We start from the raw sequence: 21,489 nt of genomic DNA on the forward strand, positions 1-21,489 counted from the left end.
CATGTTTGAGAAATTAAAAAAGTTTAGTGACATGGAAAAACGCTATGCCACATTGCCATCATTTTTAGATGAAATGGCACTGGTTGATTTTAATGATGAATTGCGCTTAGGCGTATTAGATGATAGTAAAACATTAGTGAAATTTATTGATGTTAAGCCCTTTGCCAAAGAGCTAAAAGGAAGAAATGAGCTTGCTAACTCGTATAAAGCGATTGTCGGGGCATTAGCCAGTATACCAAGAGAAGAAAAGCATTACTGGCATATGCAAGTCTATTTCTATAAAGAAATGAATTTAGAGCCATTAAAGCAGCGTATTCATGATTACATTGATCCTGATTTGTTAGAGACACAACTGACGAAAAGCTATCTTGAGATGATGAATGAGCATATTGATCTGGTATGCCAAGACGGTGGATTATTTAAAGATAAGCATTCAGGGGCGATTTTTAGAGGTCATCAAATCAGATGTCGCATTGCGTTATATCGCAAGTACCCACAACATGCGATAGCCAATTATGACCGCACCGAAGCAATCGAAATTACGCAAGGTGTGGCACATGCCTTTATGTCAAGCTTACGCGATACAGGCTGCATTGTTACCGATTTAAACGAAGAAAGACTGTATGAATGGTTAGCGAAGATTTTTAACCCAAAGCCATTTTTAACCCAAGGCGACAATTACAAACTTGTTAAAGAAAATCCATTGCGCCCAGAAATTGATGCTATTGATACGCCAGACATTGAGTATGGCGATGAAATGCGTAACTTTCGTTTTAATTTGATGTCACGGGTGTTTTTTAATGCGCCTGAGACGGATGACAAAAACTTGATTTTAGATGGGGTTAAACATCGTTGTTTGTTTCTATCAGAACTCAAAGGAGAGCCACGCTATGGCATGATGACAGGTGATTCTATCTGGATGGGTGGCAAGTATGGTTCATTGTTTGACCGTTTGCCAGAGGGCTGTATTTACACGTTGCAAATTGCCTTTGCCGATGATGATCAGATTATTAAGCATTTAAGTGTTATCGAAAAGCGCGCAATGGGCAAAGGTAGCGAGCCACAGAATGTTCGCGCTAGAGTTGCACATGCTTATGATGCCATTAAGCACGATGGCAATCCATTGTTGTGGTGTACGCAAGCGATTATCTATAACGATTTGAGTATGCCGATTGAAACCGCTAAGGCGCAGATTACCCAAGTATTAAGAGCGTGTCACAGCATTGTAAATACGTATGATGATGCGTTTCGCACCTTTCCTGTTGATGATGTTATTCGCCTTTTGCCTTGCAACTGGGATCATCATTATCAAAAAACGCAGATGTATATTGCCAATCTTCACTTTGCCAGTGAGATTGCAGCACTCATGCCAATTTATGGCAGAAGCACTGGCGTGTTAAGTGATAACAAAAAAGGCATAGAGCCACGTTTTAATTTCTTCACAGGGTCGGGCGAATCTTTTTCTTTTGATTATTTGTCGGAGAAATACAAACAGGCAAACTTTCATTTGGCACTCTTTGGCAGCTCAGGGGCGGGTAAGTCGGTGATGCTTAATTATATGATTCTGTGCATGATGGCAACGATGAAGTGTCGCGTTGTCGTGTTTGAGCAGGGCGGAAGTTTTGACTTAATGACTTTGTACATGAAAAGCCAAGGCAAAAAAGTCCAGTACCTTAAATTTGACCAAGAACATGAGGTGCCTTTTAATCCGTATGCTGATGCGTACTTGATGCTTGAGCAGTTAGAAAGAGAGCAAGCCAGATTAAAAGCGCAAGCTGAGGACGCTTTATCAGGTAAATCGTTTGGTGAAGATGATGTCGAGTTGATTAAAAAGATCAATGCAGAAGCCATGCAAAAGCTGTATGACCAGTTAGACAATATCGACCAGATCAAGGCGGATAAATCCAAAGACCACGAACGTGATTTAGTAACCGAGCTTGTCACGATTACCAAGATGTTTATTCAAGGTGGCGATACACAGGAGCGGATTACTGGACACGATACAGGGTTAATTATGACCGTACTTGAAAAAACAGTCCGTGACTGCAAAGCACAAGGCGTTTTGCAAGTGATGCCATCGCATGTATCACAAGGCTTTTTAAGTGAAAGTAAAGCTGTTCAAGATAAAGAAGATCGCAAGCGTTTAGAGGCGTTTCACTATGCAATGGAATCAGTCATTACAGGTAAATTGTCAGGCTATTTTAACAAACCAACCTACATTAATTCAGATTTTGACTATTACCATATTGATTTAGGTTTTTTAGCCAATCACGGTAACGAAGCCAATTTGAATATTGTGTCAATTTCCGTGTTATCTCGTGTTTTAAGCCTTTGTCAGGCAACCGCCAATGACGGCATACCGACCATTTTTATTATCGATGAAGCACACATTTTGTTTAAGTACAAATTACTGGCTGATTTTTTGATTTTGATGTCAAAAATCTCACGCAAAATAAATTTAAATATTTTACCCGCAACACAGAATTTGTCGGATATGAGCGAAACAGGTGGCATGCAAAAAATGCTCTCAATGATGGATACGATTATCGGGCTGTATATGGATAAGAAAGAGCGCGAGATGTTTCAACAAAATAAGCAATTGCCCGATGAAGTGATGGCGATGTTGGATCGTGCCAGAAAGTGCAAGCCGTTCTATTCAGAAGCGGTATTGATGCATGAGAACTGGCAGGGAATCTTTAAAAACATCCCCCCTCGTCTGCCGTTAGCACTGGCTATGACTGATCCAAATGAGAAAGCATTGCGTAAGTCACTGTCAGAAGAGTTTGGGTATACAACTTTAGAAGCGGTAGGCAAGATTGCCAATGACTTAAAGGCAATTAAAGCACAAGTGGAGAATTATGATGCGATGTTTGATTGATTTGACAAAGCTTGCCATCAAGTCAGCTATGTTCTTGTCTGTGATGGGTGGATTGGTTGCGCCACTTACTGGGTTTTGTAATTCAGGAAATGCAAAAAATGCAGAAAATGCAACAAGTGAGATTAAGCCACAAACTAAAATCATGACGTGGCAGATTATGTTAGATGCCGTGATGAAGATTCCCAGTCTGTCACAATGGCGTTACTTAGGGTTGTGCTACTGGCAGCAAGGCTACTGGGTGGTAACGACCAATGAAATGGAATACTGGAAACCTGACTTAGTTGTCTCAAGCTTTAATACGTTGGGTACAAACCCATGGGTCGTTGCCAATCTTGCAGATAAGGCAATGTATCAGGCAGCCAACGCAGGGGCAGGAACATTCCAAACGGTAAAAACTAAGTTGTCCGAGGGGCAGATTACAGGCAGCACACCCTCACAGAACCAAGGAATTAACATGATAGATCGTGTGGTTGATGTCTATGGAATCCCAAGCTTTAGTTATGGATTATATCAGTTAAACAATGCCACCAGTGCAATGACACCGTATTACAACAGTTTTATGGATTTGCCAAATCGTTATGGATTAGCTGAAAAATTAAAGTATCAAACCTATAACCCTTTTAGTAATTACATTGGCGCATCTTTTACCAATAAATGGGGCTATGAGTTTCCTAGGAGCATGAGTGTGCAAATCGATAACACCTATATGGCTTCGGCAATGGCGGCACAGCGCGCTGTTGACATCACGACCAATTCATCACCTTTGCATATTTATCAATCCGTTAGCAATTCCTGTGGGATTAATTGCGCGGTGACCAATGTCATCGAACAAGACCCAGACTCAAAACAAACACACGAAATATGGCAAGAAGTGTATCCCAATAACAAAGTGATTCGCATTGGTGAAAAAGATAAGTCCGAGGGTACAGCAAACAGATTGGGTAAAGCAGATGATGCCAAAGGTCATGGTAATTATGTCTATGTGGTTTGGCGACACTACAAGGGCTGTGTGCAAACCGCAGGTGAGTTTTTATTTGCAATGGTGATGGTGCCACCAACGGCTACACGGTGAGTAGCAAAGAAAAAAGAAAAAAAAGAAAAGAAAAAAATAAAAAAGGTAAGTAAGAAAAGGGGAAGAGGGAGAAAAAATGAAAAGCTTAAATGCCACAAAACAAATAAAAATTATAAGTGTACTTAGTCTTTTATGCTTATGGCAGCAATCCTTTGCCGATAGCTATGTGCCTGTTGGTAATAATCAATACTACGCATTAAATGGAGGGGCTAATTATTCGATGCCACCTGTTAAACGAGATACTGAGATTGGCATAGGTACTGGCATTGATACAGGTTTTTCACCATGTGATTCATTTAATCCTGCCGTTTCAGTCAACGGCACGATGAATAATATGAAAAACTCGGTGATGGGTATGCAGAAAAATGTGATTAATTCGGCAACCTCAGCAATTAGCTCGCTTCCGCTTTACGAATTGCAAAAGAGCGATCCTAAGCTTTACAACCTTGTGCAAAATGGGATTTTTGGTGCCCAGCAGAAGTTTGCTTTAAAAACCAAAGATTGTACTCAAGCGATGAGCGAAATATCTCACGGACAATCACCTTACAATGATTGGTTTCAGTTCTCAAAATCAGGTATCTGGTCGGATCAAGCAAAAGCAGCAGCGCAAGGTGGAGATGTAGATATTAATGCAGCCAGTGATCAGGTCGTGCAAACCGATGCTAAAAATGGGGTGTACTGGATTCATCAAGGGCAAAAATCAGGTGGCTCTGTTGGCAATCAACAACCAATTCATGCGATAAGTGATGTCACTTTAGCAGGTTACAATGTTATTGCCGATAGCGCGCGTCCTTTAGATGACCTAAGCAGTCCAAGTTTTGGCAGTGATGATACGACAGGTTTGTCGCGTTATTGGAAGTCACCAAAAGACGCACAAACTTTTTCAAATCTGGTATTGGGTGACATCACCATTAGCACCAATGACACACAAACCAAAACAGTTGCGGGCATGGGTTTATTGCCAATTGCAACCAACTGCCCGAAAGGCACGTCTGATTTAACGTGTATTAGCATGGTCAGAGATAAGTTATCCGCATTAGTTCAAGAAACCGGTACACCAACCAATAAAGAATTATTAGCCATTTCAGCGTCTAATTATGCGGTGACACCTACCATCATTGATCAGTTAAGAAGTTTGAAAGGCAATCCACAGTTGCAAGCCTATTATGTCAATCGCATTGCGCAAGCCATCGCTATACAAAATTTAATTGATGAAGCACTAATGTTAAAACGTGTATTAAGAGCAGGGTCACAAACACAAGCCGTTCATAACTACAAGCCCGCCACGGAAGCAAGTGGTCAGGCAATCAATAACTTAAACGACTCAATGAAAGATTTATTGTTCGAGCAACAGGCGCGACAAAACCTAAGCTCGAATGTGATGTTGAGTTTAAATAATGTTGTTCAAAGCAGAGACAGCACAGTCGGGCAATTCCAAAATCAATTAACGCCAAGAACACCAAATGTTCAAAATGGCGCAGTTTACACTGATAGCTCAAGCGGTCAATAAGCGGGAGATTGAAACATGATGGTACAAAGTGCCTTATCACTATACGCATTGGTGATTGGCTTAAAATATGCCGAGTTAATTTATACGATCTTGATGGTGAGCTTCTTAGGCTTAATTCCTTTTGTGGGATTGATGATTGAGGCGTTTCATCGCGTGTCTACGATTTCCTTTGGTAATCTATGGGATGCGTCTTTTCGGTACACAAGCTTTCGTATTATTGCAATGCTGTTTACGATTACCTTTTGCTTTATTCCTTTTCAGAAGTTAAAGGTCAGTGAAATTGATTATCCTGAGACTTGCACTGCCAGTGGTCAGCAAGTTAATAATACATCGCATTATGGCGACACTGGCACGACCTATGATAATGCCTTTCAGTCATTCGATATTCAGAACGTCAAAATTCCCATCATGCTTGATGCAATAATGAGTTTTGCATCAGGGATAAGCTATGCGATTCAAAAATCAACGCCTTGCATTACCAATATCAATGATGCGATTGAAACGGTGGTAACTTCACGCATACAACCACAAACTGCGGTTGAAGTCGGAAAATTCAGAGAAATGTGCTATTACCCCGCAGCAACGCAAGCCACAGAAACCCCGCCATCTAAAGATGATCTGGCGACTTATACCCAAAAATATGGTGACGGTGATCTGCACTGGTTAGGCTCACATTATTTGCTTGATAATATCTATCCAAACATTGTCATGCGTGAATCTATCAAGCCATTTCCTTATAACAAATTCCCGAGCAAAACCGTTGACGACAATTACAAAAGTGGCTCAATTGACCAAAAGCCACAGTACGGCTTCCCAACGTGTGCCCAGTGGTGGAGTGACTCAAAATATGGTTTAAAAGAACAAATCTATAATGACGTTGAAAGCTATGCACCAAAAGGCAATAAGCATATCGGTAACGGCATTGACCCTTTAACGAGCTTTAGCAACTGGGTTAAGGAAAAAATCGGCTATCAAGATGCGTCTTTATCTAAAGACATCATTATCAAAGAAGCGCTTTATAATCCTGATAGCTTTTACAATCAGCACCAGATTATCGGTGGTGAATATGGCAACGGTGTCAGTAGTGATTTAGATCGCGCAGCACAGCAAGTTACAGGTGCCGTTCAGGGCGTTAAATCCGTCTTTAGAAATTGGTTTGGTGGTCAACAGGCAGACGAAGAAAAAGCACAAACGATACTGCCAATTATTATTGCGGTGTCGCTGTTTATTGCCTTAACACTATTTCCATTGTTTATGGTCGGCACAGGTTATTCATTTCAAAGCTTTTTAACGCTTAGTGGCATTATCTTTGGGTTGATGATGTCCGATGCGTTTATTCACATGCTTAATACATTCATGATGACGGTTGGTGCATCAATGGATAGTGACTGGCAATTTCCCGCAGCCAAGGCAAATTTTATGAACTTTATGCCGTATGTGTTTTATACCACACCGTTTTTGTTATCGGGTGTGTTTGGCGGGTTGGGGTATGTAAGTGGAGGTATGGCTGGTGGGGCTGTTAGCAGATTAATAGGCTCTAGCGAGCAGTTTAATGCTCAGGGTGGATCAACTATAGAAGCAGATGGCTCCCAATTAGGTCAGGGGTTGAGCTATGCGTCAAAAGGACTTAGTAAGGCTGGAGGTTTAATGAAAGGTGGTAGTGATAGCGAAACAAGTAGCAATGGATTAGAGGATGGAATGCAAGATGCTATCAAGTAATATAAAATCAAATGTATCTAAGACTTTCGCTACTATAATGTCTTTGATCTTCTCTATACGTCATCCCAGTAGGAGAAACCAAATATTTATGCTTTTTGCGTGTATTTTTGGTTTTGGATTTATTTTCATTCCCAACAGCCACCGCATAAGCAATAGCACTCAGCATCACCGCCAAAACATGAAAAACACCCAAAGTCACGACTTTAAACAGACTGCTGAAAAATCTGCGCTTCTTGCTTTTTTGAGCAGTGCTAGCCACATCTTCACGAAAGAACGCATGCGCCATTTTGACGTTTTTATAGATGTTGTCGACCGCTTGATCAGCTTGATCCATGTATCGGCTTTGTTTCATTCGTTGTCTTGCATAATTAGCCATAGTTAGGAGTCCTTAAATGTCCATATCACAAAATAATCATATCAAAAATGAAAATGAAAGTAAAAGAAGTAACAGAAACGCTATAAATGACACTGAGAGCGTCAAAAAAGAAAAGGGCTTGTCGGTATCAACGGCGCGTAAGATCGTTAAGTGGTTAGCATTTATTGCACTTTTCTACGTGCTTTTGATGGTGATTGGGGTGTTGCTTATGAAAAACCCTATCATTTATGCCGATTTGCTGATTTTGCTGCATCAACAGTGGTTGTTATTAGTGATTCAGTTAGCTGTTATCGTGTCGTCTTTGTGGTGGTATCCGTTAATTACACGCAGTCAAGGACTTAAAAAAGGATGGAGTCCTGAAAAAATTGAAGCGATGGTAAATAAAAAGTGGGGGTTTGTTATCTTTTTGTTGATCTTGGCACTTGTCGTTCGCGTGCTGTTTTTAATTTAAAAAATAAAAAAACAAGAAATTTAAAATTGGGAGGAGGTTAAACCATGTTATCAAATTTAGGATTAAAGAAACGCTACAACATTCATAATCCATTTAGAAAAGTCTATGAATTTAAAAGCGTTGCGGTGTTATCAGCTATTGCTTTAGTTGGTTACACAGGGGGCAAGTATTTGTTTTTTTCGCCAATGTTGCAAGCGACCTTTGTCGGTGGTTTAAGCTTGATGGCGTTGTTGCGATTAAAGCAGGGTTTGAATTTAAGTCGTTATCAGCGTCAGATTAGAAAATTAAAACGCTTTACCATGAACATCAAGGACACGGTACAACTTAAAGATAGGTTGTTTACTGGCTTAGGCTTTCGATGGACGGTGAAACATGCTGATTTGATGTATCGTTTGAATTTAACTGATAACGCACATCTTTTGCAGGATTCTAAGCTCACACAAAAAGTCCAAGCCTACAAATCCGATCCAAGCAAACAAAGTAATCGCTTTATGCGCTATCTATCACAGGATAAGTTCAATCCCTTTCAGCCACCGCCACCAGTAGGTGGAGTTCCCGCAATGCACGGCATTGAGCGTGAAGAATATCCGATAGGGATTTTAGAAAGTGAACGCACAGGGCATTGCTTTATTTTTGGCTCTACTCGCTCTGGTAAAACGCGCATGCTTTGCATTTTAACGGCACAGGATATTTTACGTGGAAAGTCAGTAGTGATTATTGATCCCAAAGGTGATCTTGACTATTTGCGTAGTATCTATTCGGTGTGTGAATCATGTAACCGCTTAGGTGATTTGCAAGTCGTGCATTTAGGTTTTCCTGATGTGTCAGCAAAGATGAATACCTTAGCAAGCTTTGTTGAGGTGATCGATGTAGCAGGGAGAATTACCGCCAGTTTAAGCACAGACGGTGGCAGTGATGCCTTTGTCAAATTCGCATGGCGATTTATCAATATCTGCGCCAGAACCTTACATGAGCTTGGAGAGACCATCAATTATCGCTTAATCAACTTTTTTCTACTTAAGCCAGAAGCCTTACTGATGCGTTACGTTGTCAAAAAACACCCAGATGTCATTGATGATGCTAATCGGATTATTGATGAGGATTTTAAAAAGCAACTTGAAAATGACAAAACCAAGGCAAGCGTGCAAAAGAAAGATTTGCAGTGGGGCGTGGTTAAGGCGTTAACTGCTTTGCAGCAAAATTTGATGCAAGCAGACAAAATCAACGATCATTTAGATAGTCTCTTATTCGATCTAATTGATCTTGTGAATTTAGATAACTATCAGAAGTTAGCGCAATCTGCCAAACCTACACTTGAGATGCTATCTACAGGACGCTCTGCTGAGATTTTTTCGTTTATGGGTAGTCAACCCCAAGGCGAGGTGGTTTTGTCGCACCTGATCAAATCTAACGGCATTTTATACATCGGTTTAAATTCGATGGTCAACAAAGAAGTCTCGCAAGCTGCGGGTCAAGCGATATTGGCAGACTTAATCCAGTCATGTGCGGGGAAAACCTACAACTTAGGCGAAAAAAACACGTGTGCGATTTATATCGATGAGGTCAGCGAGATTGTTCAAGATGATTTAATCAGGCTACTCAACAAAGCGGGTGGTGCGGGATTTCAAGTAACAGGGGCGTTGCAAACCAGTGATGATTTAGAAGCAGGGCTTGATTCTAAAACTAAAGCCTATATCGCGATAGGAAACACGCAAAGTAAGATTTTTATGCGGGTTAGAAATACACAAACGGCTGAACTGTTAACAACAACAGTGCGCGAAGTACATGTTGATAGTGTGACACAAGATAGCTCGTCAAATGATACCCCTTATGCTGATGATGATGTGTTTTATAAATCAACACAGCGTGCCTCTCTAGGTAAAGAAAAGCTGCCATTAATATCGGCTGCCGACTTAATCAATCTGCCTAAAGGTCAATTCTTCATGGATACCAATGGTAATGAGCTTTACAAGGGCAGGTGTCCTGAGCCAAAGGGTGAAGATGAAGCTAATGCTGACTTTGAGGACTTAATCCGATCAGTTAATGAGGTTCATGAACGATTAAGACAACAAAAGAAGTTTGAAAAAATTAAGGCGGGTGTCTGATGCGTTACAGAAAACCAAAAGAGTCGAAACAACGTAATCCGCAATACATCTACTGGCATCAAGGGCAAATAGTTAAGGCTGCGTTAGCTAGAGGTTGGAAAGTTTTTGTGATGAAGCTTGGTAGGCGTTGTTTAGTGAAGCAATAGGCAAAAGGGAAAAAGAAAATGCGAAGCGAAAGAAAAAACAACAACAACGACAACATATGCTTATCGAGTGGTGAGAGATTTGCATGTGGTTGTGTTCTCGCGTGCGGTTGTAGTTGTTTTAATTCTTTTTATATTGTTTTAAATGTTTTCGACACACTTAAAATCTTTATTAGTAAAGGGGTGTAGCATGATAAAAACGACTTTTCTTATCCTTAAAACGACTTTTTTTATCCCAATAACGACAATTCTTAACCTTAAAACGACTTTTCCTATCCCTAAAACGACTTTTTTTATCCTTGCTATTAGTAAAAACGACTTTTTTTATCCCTGTAAGAAAGTTAAAAACGACACTTCTATTTTCATGTCGTTTATAGTAATGTCTAAGGTAGAATTCGCATGAGGAGAAATGCTATTACTATAACAAAGGAAAAACTGGAAGATAGAATTGTAGTTCAGTCAAATAGTATTGTTGAAGCGCATTACAGCTTGGGTGTACCACATAAAAAAATTATCCTGATATTAGCTTCGCTAGTTAATCCAAATGATACTGAATTTAGAGAAGTTGAGATTAAGGTAACAGAGCTTTGTAGAATATTAGATTTAGATGGCAAGCATTATTCTCATATCAGAAAAATAACAGAAGAATTAAGTGGCAGTGTTATTAAGCTAATTACCAAAAATGGCAAGGCTTTAAGGCAAGCCCCCTGGATGAGTTATGCAGAGTATGAAGATGGTTTTGTGAGATTGAAACTCAATGATGCAATCAAGCCTTTTATACTTCAGTTAAGTGGTCACTTTACAGAATATAAATTGGCTTGTGCTATCCAATTAAAATCTATGTACTCAATTAGATTATATGAGCTATTAATGCAGTATAAAAAAATTAAATCTAGAAAATTTGATTTATCAGATCTTCGCAAGATTTTGTACATTCCCGATGACAAATTATCTAAGTGGCATGATTTTAAAAAGCGAGTTATTGATCATGCGCAGGCGGAATTAAAAGGTAAAAGCGATATTATTTTCACGTATGAGCCAGTAAAAACAGGCAGGTCAGTTACAGCTATAAATTTCAAAATAAAAACCAATAATACTTTTCTTGAAAAGATGGCTAAGAATTCGGATACAAGCTATCATGAAGTGGTTTCAAAAAGTGATAATAAGCATTATATGGATGAGCTATCAAATGAATATGGAGATAGCTTTAGCTCAATGATTCTTGATAACTTAACATCTTCACATGAAACAGAGCTTGAAATAATTCTTAAAAATGAATTTAGCTTGGTAGATAAGGACATTTTAAAGCTTATTGATGATCACGGCAAAGAAAAACTCTGGGAAAAGTACCACTATTATCACTACAAAAAATCCACGACTGAGATAAAAAACCCAACGGCATGGTTCATTAATGCAGTCATCAAAGATTATAGCATCGCTGACATGAAGCAAGCTAAAACAATTGATGTTGACTGGGGCGACTTCAACCCAGATGAAACTAGACTAACTGATTTAAAAAATGAGTTAAAGCTACTGAATGATACTCTTAAAGAAGCACAAGACAACCTAGCAAGTCCAGTAAGTCAGTATAGCTCGGCTTTGCGTGAGCAGTATCAAAAAGAGATTAAAATCACCAACGCAAAGATTGTAGATATTCAAAAAGAGATCAAGGAGCTAGATAATGCCAACTAAGAAAAAGCCAATTGAGCTTACACCTGAGGAAAAAGAGATTAAGTATTTTAAGTCACGCTACCACGAGTTAGTCATGGATAAAAACAGTTATCTGCATGATTTGCATTCGCCAGTGGCGCAATGTTCGGAAGAAATAGCTGCCGTTTATAATCGTAAGATAGCTGAGATTGATGGTTATATTGAGAAAGTCAAAGATAAGCTAATTGCTAAAGGATTTAGATTGCATCATGGACAGTGAGTGACTGACGAAAAAAGAGTTTAAAAAACGGAGAAAATGGCAATCACGCCTCAATATTTTAAACATATAGGAGTCATAGAGTAATGGCAAAAGGCACAGTAAACAAAGTAATCATTATGGGCAGATTAGGCGCTGACCCAGAAGTCCGCTACATGCCCAGTGGCAATGCAGTAGCAAACGTCAATATTGCAACTAATGATGGCTACAAAGACAAACAAACTGGTCAATATATCGATGTTACCGAGTGGCACCGTGTTGTCATTTTCAACAAAATGGCAGAGGTGGTTCAGCAGTATTGTAAAAAAGGCAGTCAGCTTTATGTTGAGGGTCGCATTCGTACGAATAAATGGACTGACCAAACAGGCGTAGATCGTTATACGACTGAGATCGTTGCCAATGAGATTCAATTAATGGGCGGAAGCTTGCAAGGTAGTCATAATCCACCAGTGGATAGCTACGAGCAGAATCATATTGCAACGCCATCAAGTCAATCATTGGCGCAAACAACGACACCAAACAATGATTATGCCAGAGCAAAAGGTGAAAGACCGTCAAATGGTAATCATCAAGGCAATTTGCCAACGCCAGAGAATATGGCAACGGCTACAGGTGGTTTTGAAGATGATGATCTACCATTTTAAAAGGTAGGTGTGTCAAATGGTTATTCATATCACAAAAAAATTGTCATGCTTTGCTTTACTTGGTTTCTTCTTTTTGACCCAACAAGTCAATGCAGCAATCATTGAGCAACAAGGAAGATCACCAGTAAGCGTTGTTGAGGTATTAGACTACAACTGCATTCATTGCCATAACCAAGAATTAACAATGCTTGATGTGCGGAGAGAGTTTAAACAAGTCACTTTTAAGGTGCTGCCTGTAGCAATCCTAAAGCCAAGCTCAATCGAAAAAGCAGCCGTAGCGTATGAATTAGCGCTTAATTATCCGAATGCTTTTCAAGGCTATCATTTAGCGTTATTAGCTGATGGTAGAAGTAGCGATAGCTATTTATCGCAGTATTTCTCAAAAGATTTGGTAAATAAAATTATTAATAACGCAAAGGACAATAAAGCCATATTTAATCAAATGCAATATGGTCAGAGTTTGTTAGATCATTATGATTCAGGTACACCCTTACTTCTTATCTATGATCGTCATATTAGCAAAGACAAACCAGTTATGGTTTTTAAAGGTGAAACCAATTTTAATCAATTAGAGAGGGGGATTGACCACTATGTCAGAAGAAATAATTGAACCAAGCTACGTCAGTCGCAAGCTATCATTTAATCGCGTTGTCATACAGCACAATATGTATAAGGCAATGGACGCGTATGTCTATTATATATTTGGGCTACTTGTTCCTTGGGTAGCTTATCAAATGTTAAGAATATTCACAGGTTACCAAGTGCATTATTTAAATAATTGGATTACTAATTTTAGTATTGCAATAATGCTTAATGTTATCGTGGTAATCGCACTAATATATCGCTGGTTGACGATACCATATCCCGAAGTTTTTGCTTTTCCAACAAAAAACTTTATCGAGATTAGGCAGTTCATGCACCCAGATTTTTCGCCAGTGTTAAAAGAGGTTATCGCAAAAACACTAGATCGAGCGTACAAGTATGTGTCGTTATATCAAGGTGAAGATTATGCCGACCAATGGGCGAATAAGTCGGCAAAAAAGATTAAGTATGTGTTTCATCAAGAGAGCTTTGATTATGGGAAGATGTACCTCAGTTTAGAAAACTGGAAACGTGATCATGCCATTATGGTGGTGTCATTTTTAACCGTTTTGTACCGAACAATCGAGGACGAGTTAGCCGATGATGTGTTTGGTAAAAGGCAACCTAAGTTTAAAGACTTCATGTTTAGAGTGTGCAACATTCCTGAGCTATTTAACACTCTTCAAGCAAATAGTTATCGCTTATTTGACTTGCCTAATTTAATATATAACCGTCCCATCTATATCAATCAAGATGAGGTTAGCATTGAAAAATTAGAGCAAGTGGTATCAAGCAAATACTCGCGTGAAAATTTTAGAAGCTGGGCGATGAAAGCAAGACGTTTTACAACATTCAATGAGAAAGATAGTTGGTTTTTTACCAATGGGGAATTTCCAAGAACCGTATTCATCACAGAAGCTGCATTGATCTCTTATAAAATTGAGTCTGAGCAGTTTAATCTTGACGAAGAGTTTAAGGATATATGGAAAGAAGAGTACATCTTAAATCAACGTGTTTATCGATTCCCAGATATACTCAATGTTGATACAAATATCACGGCATTCCCATTAACAGACAAGCCAGTTAATGTTGGGAATGATGGTGCAATTATCGATTCAAGTGGAGCAGTAGAATCAAGTCAATCAGATAATTTAATTGATAAAGACAAGTTCGATGAGTGGGTTGACCTTAAACTTTTGGAGCATATACCTAACTCAGTTGATGGGTGGTTTTATGTTGAAGATGAGGAAAAGCAACGCGTTATTTTAATCACTAAAAAGGCATTAAATGAATGGATTATTGATTGTGAAAATAAGTATTCATTAGATGACTTAATGAGTAGTAATATTTTATTAAAAGCGAAGTTTTTAGTAAATGAGGAACATGTTGCTTATGGCTATAGAAAATCGATAAAATTTTATCAAGAGAGTTATCCTAAGGTTAACAGACTTGAAGAAATTGGCAGTGAAAACATTTCCGATAATCAGGATAATATAGTAGATAAATTCATAAAATATTTATCAAAAAATCCTGCCAATTCAGATGAAAAGTATTTCTTATATAACCCATTTCAATATAAAGAGTTGACTTTTATAACGCAAAAAGGATTAGAATTATTTAGTCTAAACGATGATGATATTACTGATTTAATCAAAGAAAGTGTGCTTCAAAGTAACGAATACTTTTATAAAAAAGATCGTGTTTATGCGTTTGAATTTGAGTGCAAAAATGCGATTGACCCATACATGAAAATCACAAAATCTTAGCGATATTTTCTGTCTAATATTCTCTTTTTTTTCTTTAAATTCACTCTCAAATAATCCACCATTTAGTGTTGTTATCAACTGGTAACTGTAAGCATGACAGATCATAAGTTATGCAAAACGCTAAATTATGGTGGTGAATTTTTATCTGCTGACGAGACCCAAGAACAATAGTGACTGGAGAAGTCTTGCTTTCTATAAATCCTTTAAAATAAAGATTACATCTATAAATAATATTCTTTCAAAAGATTATATAAAATATTTTGCCGTAAATAGTGCTTTACAACAAAAATTTAATTTTTGAAAATAGTAGTCGTCACAAAGACAAGCTGACGAGCTGTAAAGCAGCGAAACGCTTACAAAGCGTCTTTGTCCATGTGACGTTAAAAGAAGCATGCATATTTCTGAATGTGGCATGTGCAAGTTATGTTTTTGTAGGAGTAACAACAAGTGAAACGATAGGAAATGTAACTAAGAAATTGAAACCAAATAGCGTAAATAGTTATTTACTATTCTCAGTAACAGCAGGTGAAAATGAATGGTTAAATATCTATGGCATAAATTATAAATATCTTTTAGTAACAGCAGGTGAAAGAAGAGCAGAATATTTATGATTTATGTTTCGGATAGCATTTAGTAACAGCAGGTGAAAGATGTAAGCAATATTCGGAAAACTCGATCAGTAACAGCAGGTGAAAATTCGGGGAGCGTTAAGGTTTTGACGGAGTTAAAAACTCTAAGCTTTATTAGTGATGTATTTGATTTAGTAACAGCAGGTGAAAATGAAAATGCAGAAGTAATATGGTCGAAGATTAATATGCTGTTAATCATGATTATTTAACATAGCCATTGTGTTAAACACAAGTTAAATAGTTACGATAGATTTTGGTTGATCACAAAAAAGAAGAAAACGAATTAGTCACTATCTTTTAAAGATAGCCCATCCCATAAAGGGGAGTATAGCTCCCTATTGGGGTGGTTGTATTCCCTTTTTTATTTCGATAATTAAGGAGAATACAATGACAATGAAAACGAAAGAATTAGACGAAAAAACACTAGGCATGATTCGTTATGCTGTGATGATTAAGGCTTCAAAAATAAGTGAAGAATTATCATTAAGTGATACACGTTTAATTCAAAGTATGCTGATTAAATTTATTGATTTAATTTGTGAAAGCTATTCGGATATTATCCGCTATCTTCCACGATTAAACTTTAAGTTAAATTTCAATTTTGATGAGCTAAACTTTCATCAAAATAAGTCGACGGACGATGAAGTTTTAACAGCTTACTTAGAAAAGAAAATGACACCGTGGCAGATCAGAGCCGATCAGTCTGATTTTTTTGAACAAGCAATTGCTTTAAAGGTCAAAAAGATTCAGCAAGGCACGTTTTTAAGTCTGTCCGAAAAGATGCTTAACAATTCATTAAAAGCATATATAAAGAACGAGTTAAACGCTAACGATGGCACGATATTATCATTGCTTATGCACTTGAAATATGTGTCACCTGTTTTGACGTTTGACATCAAAGACTTTGATTGCTTGCCTACGGTTGATCAGATAAAGATTAGCCGAGCATTGCGATCACTAGAAATAAATTAAACCATCCCAACAAGGGAAGCATTTGTCTTCCCGTAAGGGGTGCATTTTGTTTCCCTTTTTTGTTTTTTAAAATCAATAAAAGGAGAAATAGAATGACTACGTTTAATAAAAATCAATTTACAGTTCTTGGTAAGGCGAACACATCTAAAACAGCTCAGTCTGGGCAAGGTGTTAAGTCAAATCAGAAAAATAGTAAAAGTACCAAAGCTAATAATGTTGCAGTGATAAATACTTTTGATCTAGTTGATGTCATTGATTCAGTGACAGATATTGACCCAAAAGATTTATCGCACGTTAAAGTCTCGCTTAAAGGTGAGTTCATTAACTGCGGCAACGTAACCTATGCTAATAAAGTCTATAACCACGTGAAAGCGCATTATAGACGTAAAGGCTTTAAGGTTGGCTTATTGGAGCAATACTTAATGATTGTGCCAAGAGTACATAAAGAATTTGATGTGCCTGATTTTTCAGCCTATCAGCTACCAGACTTCAAAAAAGAGTTTGCACATAGCTTGTTAGGCAAAAAACAAGAAGTAGGCGGTCATGTAGTGGCAAATAGTCCTAGTGGATTTGAGCAACAGCTTGCTGAAATATCTGAAAAGAATAACAGCAAGAAGCTTATATTCATCATTGGTGCATTATTAACGTGTGTCGGTGGGATTTTAGGATTTGTCGCCAACATGAGTAATCAAAACAAATAGAAGAAATAACAACAGCCCATGCAGGGAATAATCCCTGTATGGTGGATTGTTTCCTGTGTGATTTGTATATCAACCACAAGGAAGCAATCTAAATGACTGTTAAATTGAATTATGCTACAATTGAGACTGTAAATGCATTGATTGATCAAGGTTTAGAAAGGAACGTAGCGGAGACGTTAGTTCAACAGATTTCAAACCAAGAACATGACAATGTATATTCAGTAAAGGAGATTGATAAAATGATGGCAGAGACTGTTAGAGAAGTTTTTGACAAAAGCGATGCTAAGTTTGAAGCTTTTCGTAAAGAACAAAGGCGCGAGTTTGACGATGTTTTAAGAAAACATAAGAAAGACGCGTGGGTAGTTGCGGGTACATTGGGATCAACTATTTTAGTTGGTTTTATATCTGTAGCTATTGCTGTCTATTTCGGTCTTAAATAACTTTTATCTCAATTTAGCTCAAAAAACTCAACCCAACGCAAGGGAAATATTACTCCCTTGCAGGGTCGTAGTGTTTCCCTTTTTTTGTTATTACAACTAAAAAACTAAAAACGGAGAAACATTATGAACTTAAACAAACAAAGTAAAAAAGCCATTAGAAAAGCTTACGTAAAGTATACCGAGTTAATGCAAGGTTGGCAGATTTTAGAACGCCATCATAAAGAATTTGATTTAAAGGTGATTTGTTCATCTTTACGGATTCAGCATTTTTTCGATGACCTTTGCGGTTACTTTATCAAATAAATAACTCACCCTAAACAGGGAGACTAACTATCTCCCGCTAGGGGCGTTGTTTGTCTCCCTTGAATTAATAGGAGATATAACAATGAAAAAAACAGAAAATTTTGTCGAAAACGGTGATCGTTATTATTATGATGACAAGCTGTGTTTCAATGGAGATTATGAGCAATTTGATACAGATCAAGACGCTTGGTACTTTGGAGTATGGGTCAATAAGAAAACGATGACTATTGTTACTTATGCAGAGGGTGACGAAACTACTATACAGTGTGAAAATACTGAAGAGTATAATAGTGAAATCAAGAAACTTTGTGAATTTTACAAAGAGAACCGTTATGCAGCAGCCATTGATATAGCAGGTAATATGACAGAGTTTTATCAAAATAGAGTGCATCTTTTTATTGAAGATGCAGCTTAATTAACCAAACCCCAACAGGGAGTAACTTTACTCCCTACAGGGGCATTGTTATTCCCTTTTTTCATTTCAAGAAACGGAGAATAACAATGAGCGAACAACAAGCACTTAGCATCACTCAACAACTTAAACATGCTTTAGCAACAATTAATAGAATTTCAGACGATCTAGTCAATGCCGATGTAACCGATAACAACGTTATAAAGGAATTACTACATAAGGATAAAAAATATCTTGGTAAAGTATTGGCGTTACGTACAACACAGATCGTTTTAAGCGATCGTGAAGCGATGAAGCGCAGTAACAATACCGAAATAAACCAAAGCCACATTAAGCATCAAGACAATAGCGGGATTATCTCAATATTGCCTTATCTTAGACGACTTTGCGTTTAGCCTAGCATAACTTAGTAGCCGTCATTGATGGCTACTTAACCTAAAGGAGATATAAGTTATGAATCATGAAGCGGTTGCTGTAGATGTAGAAGATTCAAAAGAATCAGAAGCAGTTGGTGCGGTGAGTGTTGAGCCAGTTAAGTCTGAGCCATACGTTGCCAACCAAGACAATACAGCGAAACAAACCAATAAAACAAATAAAGCTGCTGTTAAGAATAAAAACAGCAAAAACAATAAGCCCAAAGTCGAGAAAGAGTATCTCTTAACCGATGAATCATTTAAGCGCATTAATAAGGCACAGGTAAAAATTGAAGAAGCCACAGGCTTCAAGCCATCTTTTAAGCGTCTCGTCAACGAAGCGTTGTCAGATGAAAGTGTCGATAATTTAGTGTCACGGCTTATTGAGAAATTAGCGTAAAATCACAACCACAATTTAATGCATTATTATCCGAATAATGGAGACGCTCTTATATAGAGGTCAATGTATTAACACTTAACGATCAAGGTTTGATTGAACATGACACGTATAAATTTAACCAAAGAAATCAATGTTTTTTTAAACAGTTATCGGACAGGATCGCCTGTTTCCAAAGTAAAGCGCAAGAGCGTTTTAAATCTTATTATTTCAGAATTATCCTCTTTAGGCATATTGCCGCAATCATTTTCACACATAAAACTCAATCAAGTTGAGTGTTTAATTCAGCGTTGGCAGCAAGCCAACCTATCTAAAAATACGATAGTTAGTCGTGTGGGTATATTGCGCCACTTTTTAAAGAATGCTTTTAATGTTGAGGTACCGTCTAATCAGGAATTAGGCTTAGGCTATGAAGAAAAAGAAAGCAAAAAAAACAAGAAAATCCAAAAATCACAAGGTGACGATGTTCTAAACTATGTCCATCATCCAATTACAAAGACCGTTTTAGCGTTTCAGTTATATTTTGGCTTAACCAAAGGCGAGTCAATGCGTATTATTTTGCCAACCGCAATACAAGACGATGATTTAGTGGTATCACGTGCGATAGCGTCAAATGGCAAAGACCGTTTTATCCCGATTAAAACCAAGCAGCAACGCGAGGTTATTGCTTATCGTTATGACATATTAGGCAAGCATCGATCATTGATTGAAAAAATGCCTGAGACATTGATTGCCAGTTTGTACCATGCCGAGCTTTACGATTGTGACATTGACCACACCCATCCTTTTAGGCAATTCTATGCAGCGAATAGATTAGCGCAATTAATGAAAACCAAAGATCAACGGACATCAAAGCGAATATTGAGAGAAGAATTAGGCTATAAGACCAATCAAATGATGGAGCAGGGATTATTATGACAATGGCATATCGACATTTAAAGCATACCATTCATCAAGTGATGAACAAGTATGGCAATAATCTATCGTATGCGACTAAATACGAGCGCCTATCGCGTTTAATGCGAATAGGTATAGATTTGCACGAGATAGGCTATAAAGTCCAAAATATCGCATGTATAGAGCCAAGGCACGTCTATAAATTAGTGGCGCACTGGCAAGCTAGAGAATTAAGCGCAGGACGGATTAAAAACTTCATGAGTGATTTGCGTTTTATCTATCGGTTGTTCAATGAGAAAGATTTGCCAGATAATGATACACTGGGTATTGCTAACCGTAGCTATGTGTTAGAGGAAAACAAAGCGATTGATGAAATTGATTTAAGTGTGGTCAGCGATGAATATTTACGTTGCTCGATGGAGCTTCAACGGCATTTTGGTTTGCGAAGAGAGGAATGCCTTAAAATAAAACCAAGGCAAGCAGACAAAGGCAAGCGTCTATGGCTTAAATCATCATGGACAAAAGGCAATGTTGAGCGTTATATTCCGATTAAGACAGAAGATCAGCGTTATTGGTTAGACAAGGCAAAAGAGATTGCGAAAACTGGCTCACTGATTCCAGTGCATAAGACATATAAGCAGCAGCGCGACAAATACGATCGCGAGGTAGAAAAGCAAGGTTGGTCAAACTTGCATGGTTTGCGTCATGCTTATGCACAAAGGCGTTATAGTGAGTTAAGTGGCTTGCCAAGTCCAATTATTAGCGATGAAAAGGTGATAATAGATGAAGAAAAGCAAAGTGCAGATTTGACGGCAAAAGAGATTGTATCGCAAGAGTTGGGTCATTCACGACCTGAGATTTTGGGAAGTTATATTGGGAAATGGTAATATAGTTAATTAAGGATTGATTGTTTTGAATTGCAAAAAATGTAATGGAGTATTGAAAGAAAGAAAATCACGCAAAGGTGAGTTTTTTCTTGGTTGTTCAAATTTTCCAAAATGTAGATACACTGAATCTATCGCTTCACCTGAAGATGTATGGGTATCAGCCTCAGAAATAGGAGAAGTAGCCTTTTGCCCAATGAGTCTTTATTTGGCTAAACAAGGTTTTGAGAGATCAAGATAAGCCAACGATAGACTTGCTCAAGGAACG

General features: G+C 38.0%; 25 protein-coding genes. 24 read left to right on the forward strand and 1 reads right to left on the reverse strand.

What is annotated here, in order from left to right; genetic code table 11:
- Position 1: 1 nt before the first annotated feature.
- The 4 genes from DNK85_RS01225 to DNK85_RS01240 all read left to right on the forward strand — a co-directional run bounded on the left by DNK85_RS01225 (position 2) and on the right by DNK85_RS01240 (position 7,179).
- Positions 2 to 2,878 carry a conjugative transfer ATPase gene (locus DNK85_RS01225; protein WP_119327768.1) on the forward strand — a complete coding sequence of 959 codons (2,877 nt, stop codon included), beginning with the start codon at positions 2 to 4 and terminating at the stop codon, positions 2,876 to 2,878.
- The gene (locus DNK85_RS01230; protein WP_119327769.1) at positions 2,859 to 3,950 is read left to right on the forward strand and encodes a TraU family protein; all 1,092 of its coding nucleotides are present in this window, start codon (positions 2,859 to 2,861) and stop codon (positions 3,948 to 3,950) included. The genes DNK85_RS01225 and DNK85_RS01230 overlap by 20 nt, the downstream gene beginning before the upstream one ends.
- Positions 3,951 to 4,026: 76 nt before the next feature.
- On the forward strand, positions 4,027 to 5,460 hold the full coding sequence (locus tag DNK85_RS01235) for an integrating conjugative element protein (protein ID WP_119327770.1): 1,434 nt from the start codon (positions 4,027 to 4,029) through the stop codon (positions 5,458 to 5,460).
- A gap of 15 nt (positions 5,461 to 5,475) precedes the next feature.
- Positions 5,476 to 7,179, forward strand: a complete 1,704-nt coding sequence (locus tag DNK85_RS01240; protein WP_119327771.1) for a conjugal transfer protein TraG N-terminal domain-containing protein — start codon at positions 5,476 to 5,478, stop codon at positions 7,177 to 7,179.
- A 7-nt stretch (positions 7,180 to 7,186) separates the two neighbouring features.
- Here DNK85_RS01240 and DNK85_RS01245 read toward each other — a convergent pair whose 3' ends face one another.
- Entirely contained in the window at positions 7,187 to 7,555 is a 369-nt protein-coding gene (locus DNK85_RS01245) for a hypothetical protein (protein ID WP_119327772.1), read from the reverse strand.
- Positions 7,556 to 7,571: 16 nt separating this feature from the next.
- On the opposite strand from DNK85_RS01245, the gene DNK85_RS01250 reads away from it, so the two are divergent.
- The 20 genes from DNK85_RS01250 to DNK85_RS01345 all read left to right on the forward strand — a co-directional run bounded on the left by DNK85_RS01250 (position 7,572) and on the right by DNK85_RS01345 (position 21,462).
- Positions 7,572 to 8,006 carry a hypothetical protein gene (locus DNK85_RS01250; RefSeq protein WP_119327773.1) on the forward strand — a complete coding sequence of 145 codons (435 nt, stop codon included), beginning with the start codon at positions 7,572 to 7,574 and terminating at the stop codon, positions 8,004 to 8,006.
- 44 nt (positions 8,007 to 8,050) lie between these two features.
- A complete protein-coding gene (gene traD / locus DNK85_RS01255; protein WP_119327774.1) occupies positions 8,051 to 10,111 on the forward strand; it encodes a conjugative transfer system coupling protein TraD in 2,061 nt (686 codons plus the stop codon).
- Complete coding sequence (locus DNK85_RS11455; RefSeq protein WP_162896454.1) at positions 10,111 to 10,257, forward strand: hypothetical protein; 147 nt, start codon at positions 10,111 to 10,113, stop codon at positions 10,255 to 10,257. Before traD ends, DNK85_RS11455 begins: the two co-directional genes overlap by 1 nt.
- Before the next feature lie 396 nt (positions 10,258 to 10,653).
- On the forward strand, positions 10,654 to 11,946 hold the full coding sequence (locus tag DNK85_RS01265) for a replication initiation protein (RefSeq protein ID WP_119327776.1): 1,293 nt from the start codon (positions 10,654 to 10,656) through the stop codon (positions 11,944 to 11,946).
- The gene (locus DNK85_RS01270) at positions 11,936 to 12,184 is read left to right on the forward strand and encodes a hypothetical protein (protein ID WP_119327777.1); all 249 of its coding nucleotides are present in this window, start codon (positions 11,936 to 11,938) and stop codon (positions 12,182 to 12,184) included. Before DNK85_RS01265 ends, DNK85_RS01270 begins: the two co-directional genes overlap by 11 nt.
- 83 nt (positions 12,185 to 12,267) lie before the next feature.
- Positions 12,268 to 12,825, forward strand: a complete 558-nt coding sequence (ssb, locus tag DNK85_RS01275; RefSeq protein ID WP_119327778.1) for a single-stranded DNA-binding protein — start codon at positions 12,268 to 12,270, stop codon at positions 12,823 to 12,825.
- 16 nt (positions 12,826 to 12,841) lie between these two features.
- The gene (locus DNK85_RS01280; RefSeq protein WP_119327779.1) at positions 12,842 to 13,435 is read left to right on the forward strand and encodes a DsbA family protein; all 594 of its coding nucleotides are present in this window, start codon (positions 12,842 to 12,844) and stop codon (positions 13,433 to 13,435) included.
- Positions 13,416 to 15,173: a hypothetical protein gene (locus DNK85_RS01285; RefSeq protein ID WP_119327780.1), complete on the forward strand. Its 1,758-nt coding sequence runs from the start codon at positions 13,416 to 13,418 to the stop codon at positions 15,171 to 15,173. Before DNK85_RS01280 ends, DNK85_RS01285 begins: the two co-directional genes overlap by 20 nt.
- A gap of 272 nt (positions 15,174 to 15,445) precedes the next feature.
- On the forward strand, positions 15,446 to 15,784 hold the full coding sequence (locus DNK85_RS01290) for a hypothetical protein (protein ID WP_119327781.1): 339 nt from the start codon (positions 15,446 to 15,448) through the stop codon (positions 15,782 to 15,784).
- 104 nt (positions 15,785 to 15,888) lie between these two features.
- Positions 15,889 to 16,011 (forward strand): hypothetical protein, encoded by a 123-nt coding sequence (locus tag DNK85_RS11870; RefSeq protein ID WP_268876816.1) that lies wholly within the window; start codon positions 15,889 to 15,891, stop codon positions 16,009 to 16,011.
- Positions 16,012 to 16,189: 178 nt separating this feature from the next.
- Entirely contained in the window at positions 16,190 to 16,774 is a 585-nt protein-coding gene (locus tag DNK85_RS01300) for a hypothetical protein (protein ID WP_119327783.1), read from the forward strand.
- Between the two features lie 92 nt (positions 16,775 to 16,866).
- The gene (locus tag DNK85_RS01305) at positions 16,867 to 17,475 is read left to right on the forward strand and encodes a hypothetical protein (RefSeq protein ID WP_119327784.1); all 609 of its coding nucleotides are present in this window, start codon (positions 16,867 to 16,869) and stop codon (positions 17,473 to 17,475) included.
- Positions 17,476 to 17,567: 92 nt separating this feature from the next.
- Positions 17,568 to 17,915 (forward strand): hypothetical protein, encoded by a 348-nt coding sequence (locus tag DNK85_RS01310; RefSeq protein ID WP_119327785.1) that lies wholly within the window; start codon positions 17,568 to 17,570, stop codon positions 17,913 to 17,915.
- A gap of 123 nt (positions 17,916 to 18,038) precedes the next feature.
- Positions 18,039 to 18,218, forward strand: a complete 180-nt coding sequence (locus DNK85_RS01315) for a hypothetical protein (RefSeq protein WP_119327786.1) — start codon at positions 18,039 to 18,041, stop codon at positions 18,216 to 18,218.
- 82 nt (positions 18,219 to 18,300) lie between these two features.
- Positions 18,301 to 18,633: a hypothetical protein gene (locus DNK85_RS01320; protein ID WP_119327787.1), complete on the forward strand. Its 333-nt coding sequence runs from the start codon at positions 18,301 to 18,303 to the stop codon at positions 18,631 to 18,633.
- 86 nt (positions 18,634 to 18,719) lie between these two features.
- Entirely contained in the window at positions 18,720 to 19,025 is a 306-nt protein-coding gene (locus DNK85_RS01325) for a hypothetical protein (protein ID WP_119327788.1), read from the forward strand.
- A 58-nt stretch (positions 19,026 to 19,083) separates the two neighbouring features.
- Positions 19,084 to 19,443, forward strand: coding sequence for a hypothetical protein (locus tag DNK85_RS01330; protein ID WP_119327789.1), 360 nt, complete (start codon positions 19,084 to 19,086; stop codon positions 19,441 to 19,443).
- 99 nt (positions 19,444 to 19,542) lie between these two features.
- Complete coding sequence (locus DNK85_RS12610) at positions 19,543 to 20,358, forward strand: phage integrase N-terminal domain-containing protein (RefSeq protein ID WP_119327790.1); 816 nt, start codon at positions 19,543 to 19,545, stop codon at positions 20,356 to 20,358.
- A gap of 2 nt (positions 20,359 to 20,360) precedes the next feature.
- Positions 20,361 to 21,224, forward strand: coding sequence for a phage integrase N-terminal domain-containing protein (locus DNK85_RS01340; protein WP_162896455.1), 864 nt, complete (start codon positions 20,361 to 20,363; stop codon positions 21,222 to 21,224).
- 25 nt (positions 21,225 to 21,249) lie between these two features.
- Entirely contained in the window at positions 21,250 to 21,462 is a 213-nt protein-coding gene (locus tag DNK85_RS01345; protein WP_268876817.1) for a topoisomerase DNA-binding C4 zinc finger domain-containing protein, read from the forward strand.
- Positions 21,463 to 21,489: the final 27 nt, after the last annotated feature.

The sequence above is a fragment of the Cysteiniphilum halobium genome (assembly GCF_003574425.1).
Lineage (GTDB): Bacteria > Pseudomonadota > Gammaproteobacteria > Francisellales > Francisellaceae > Caedibacter > Caedibacter halobius.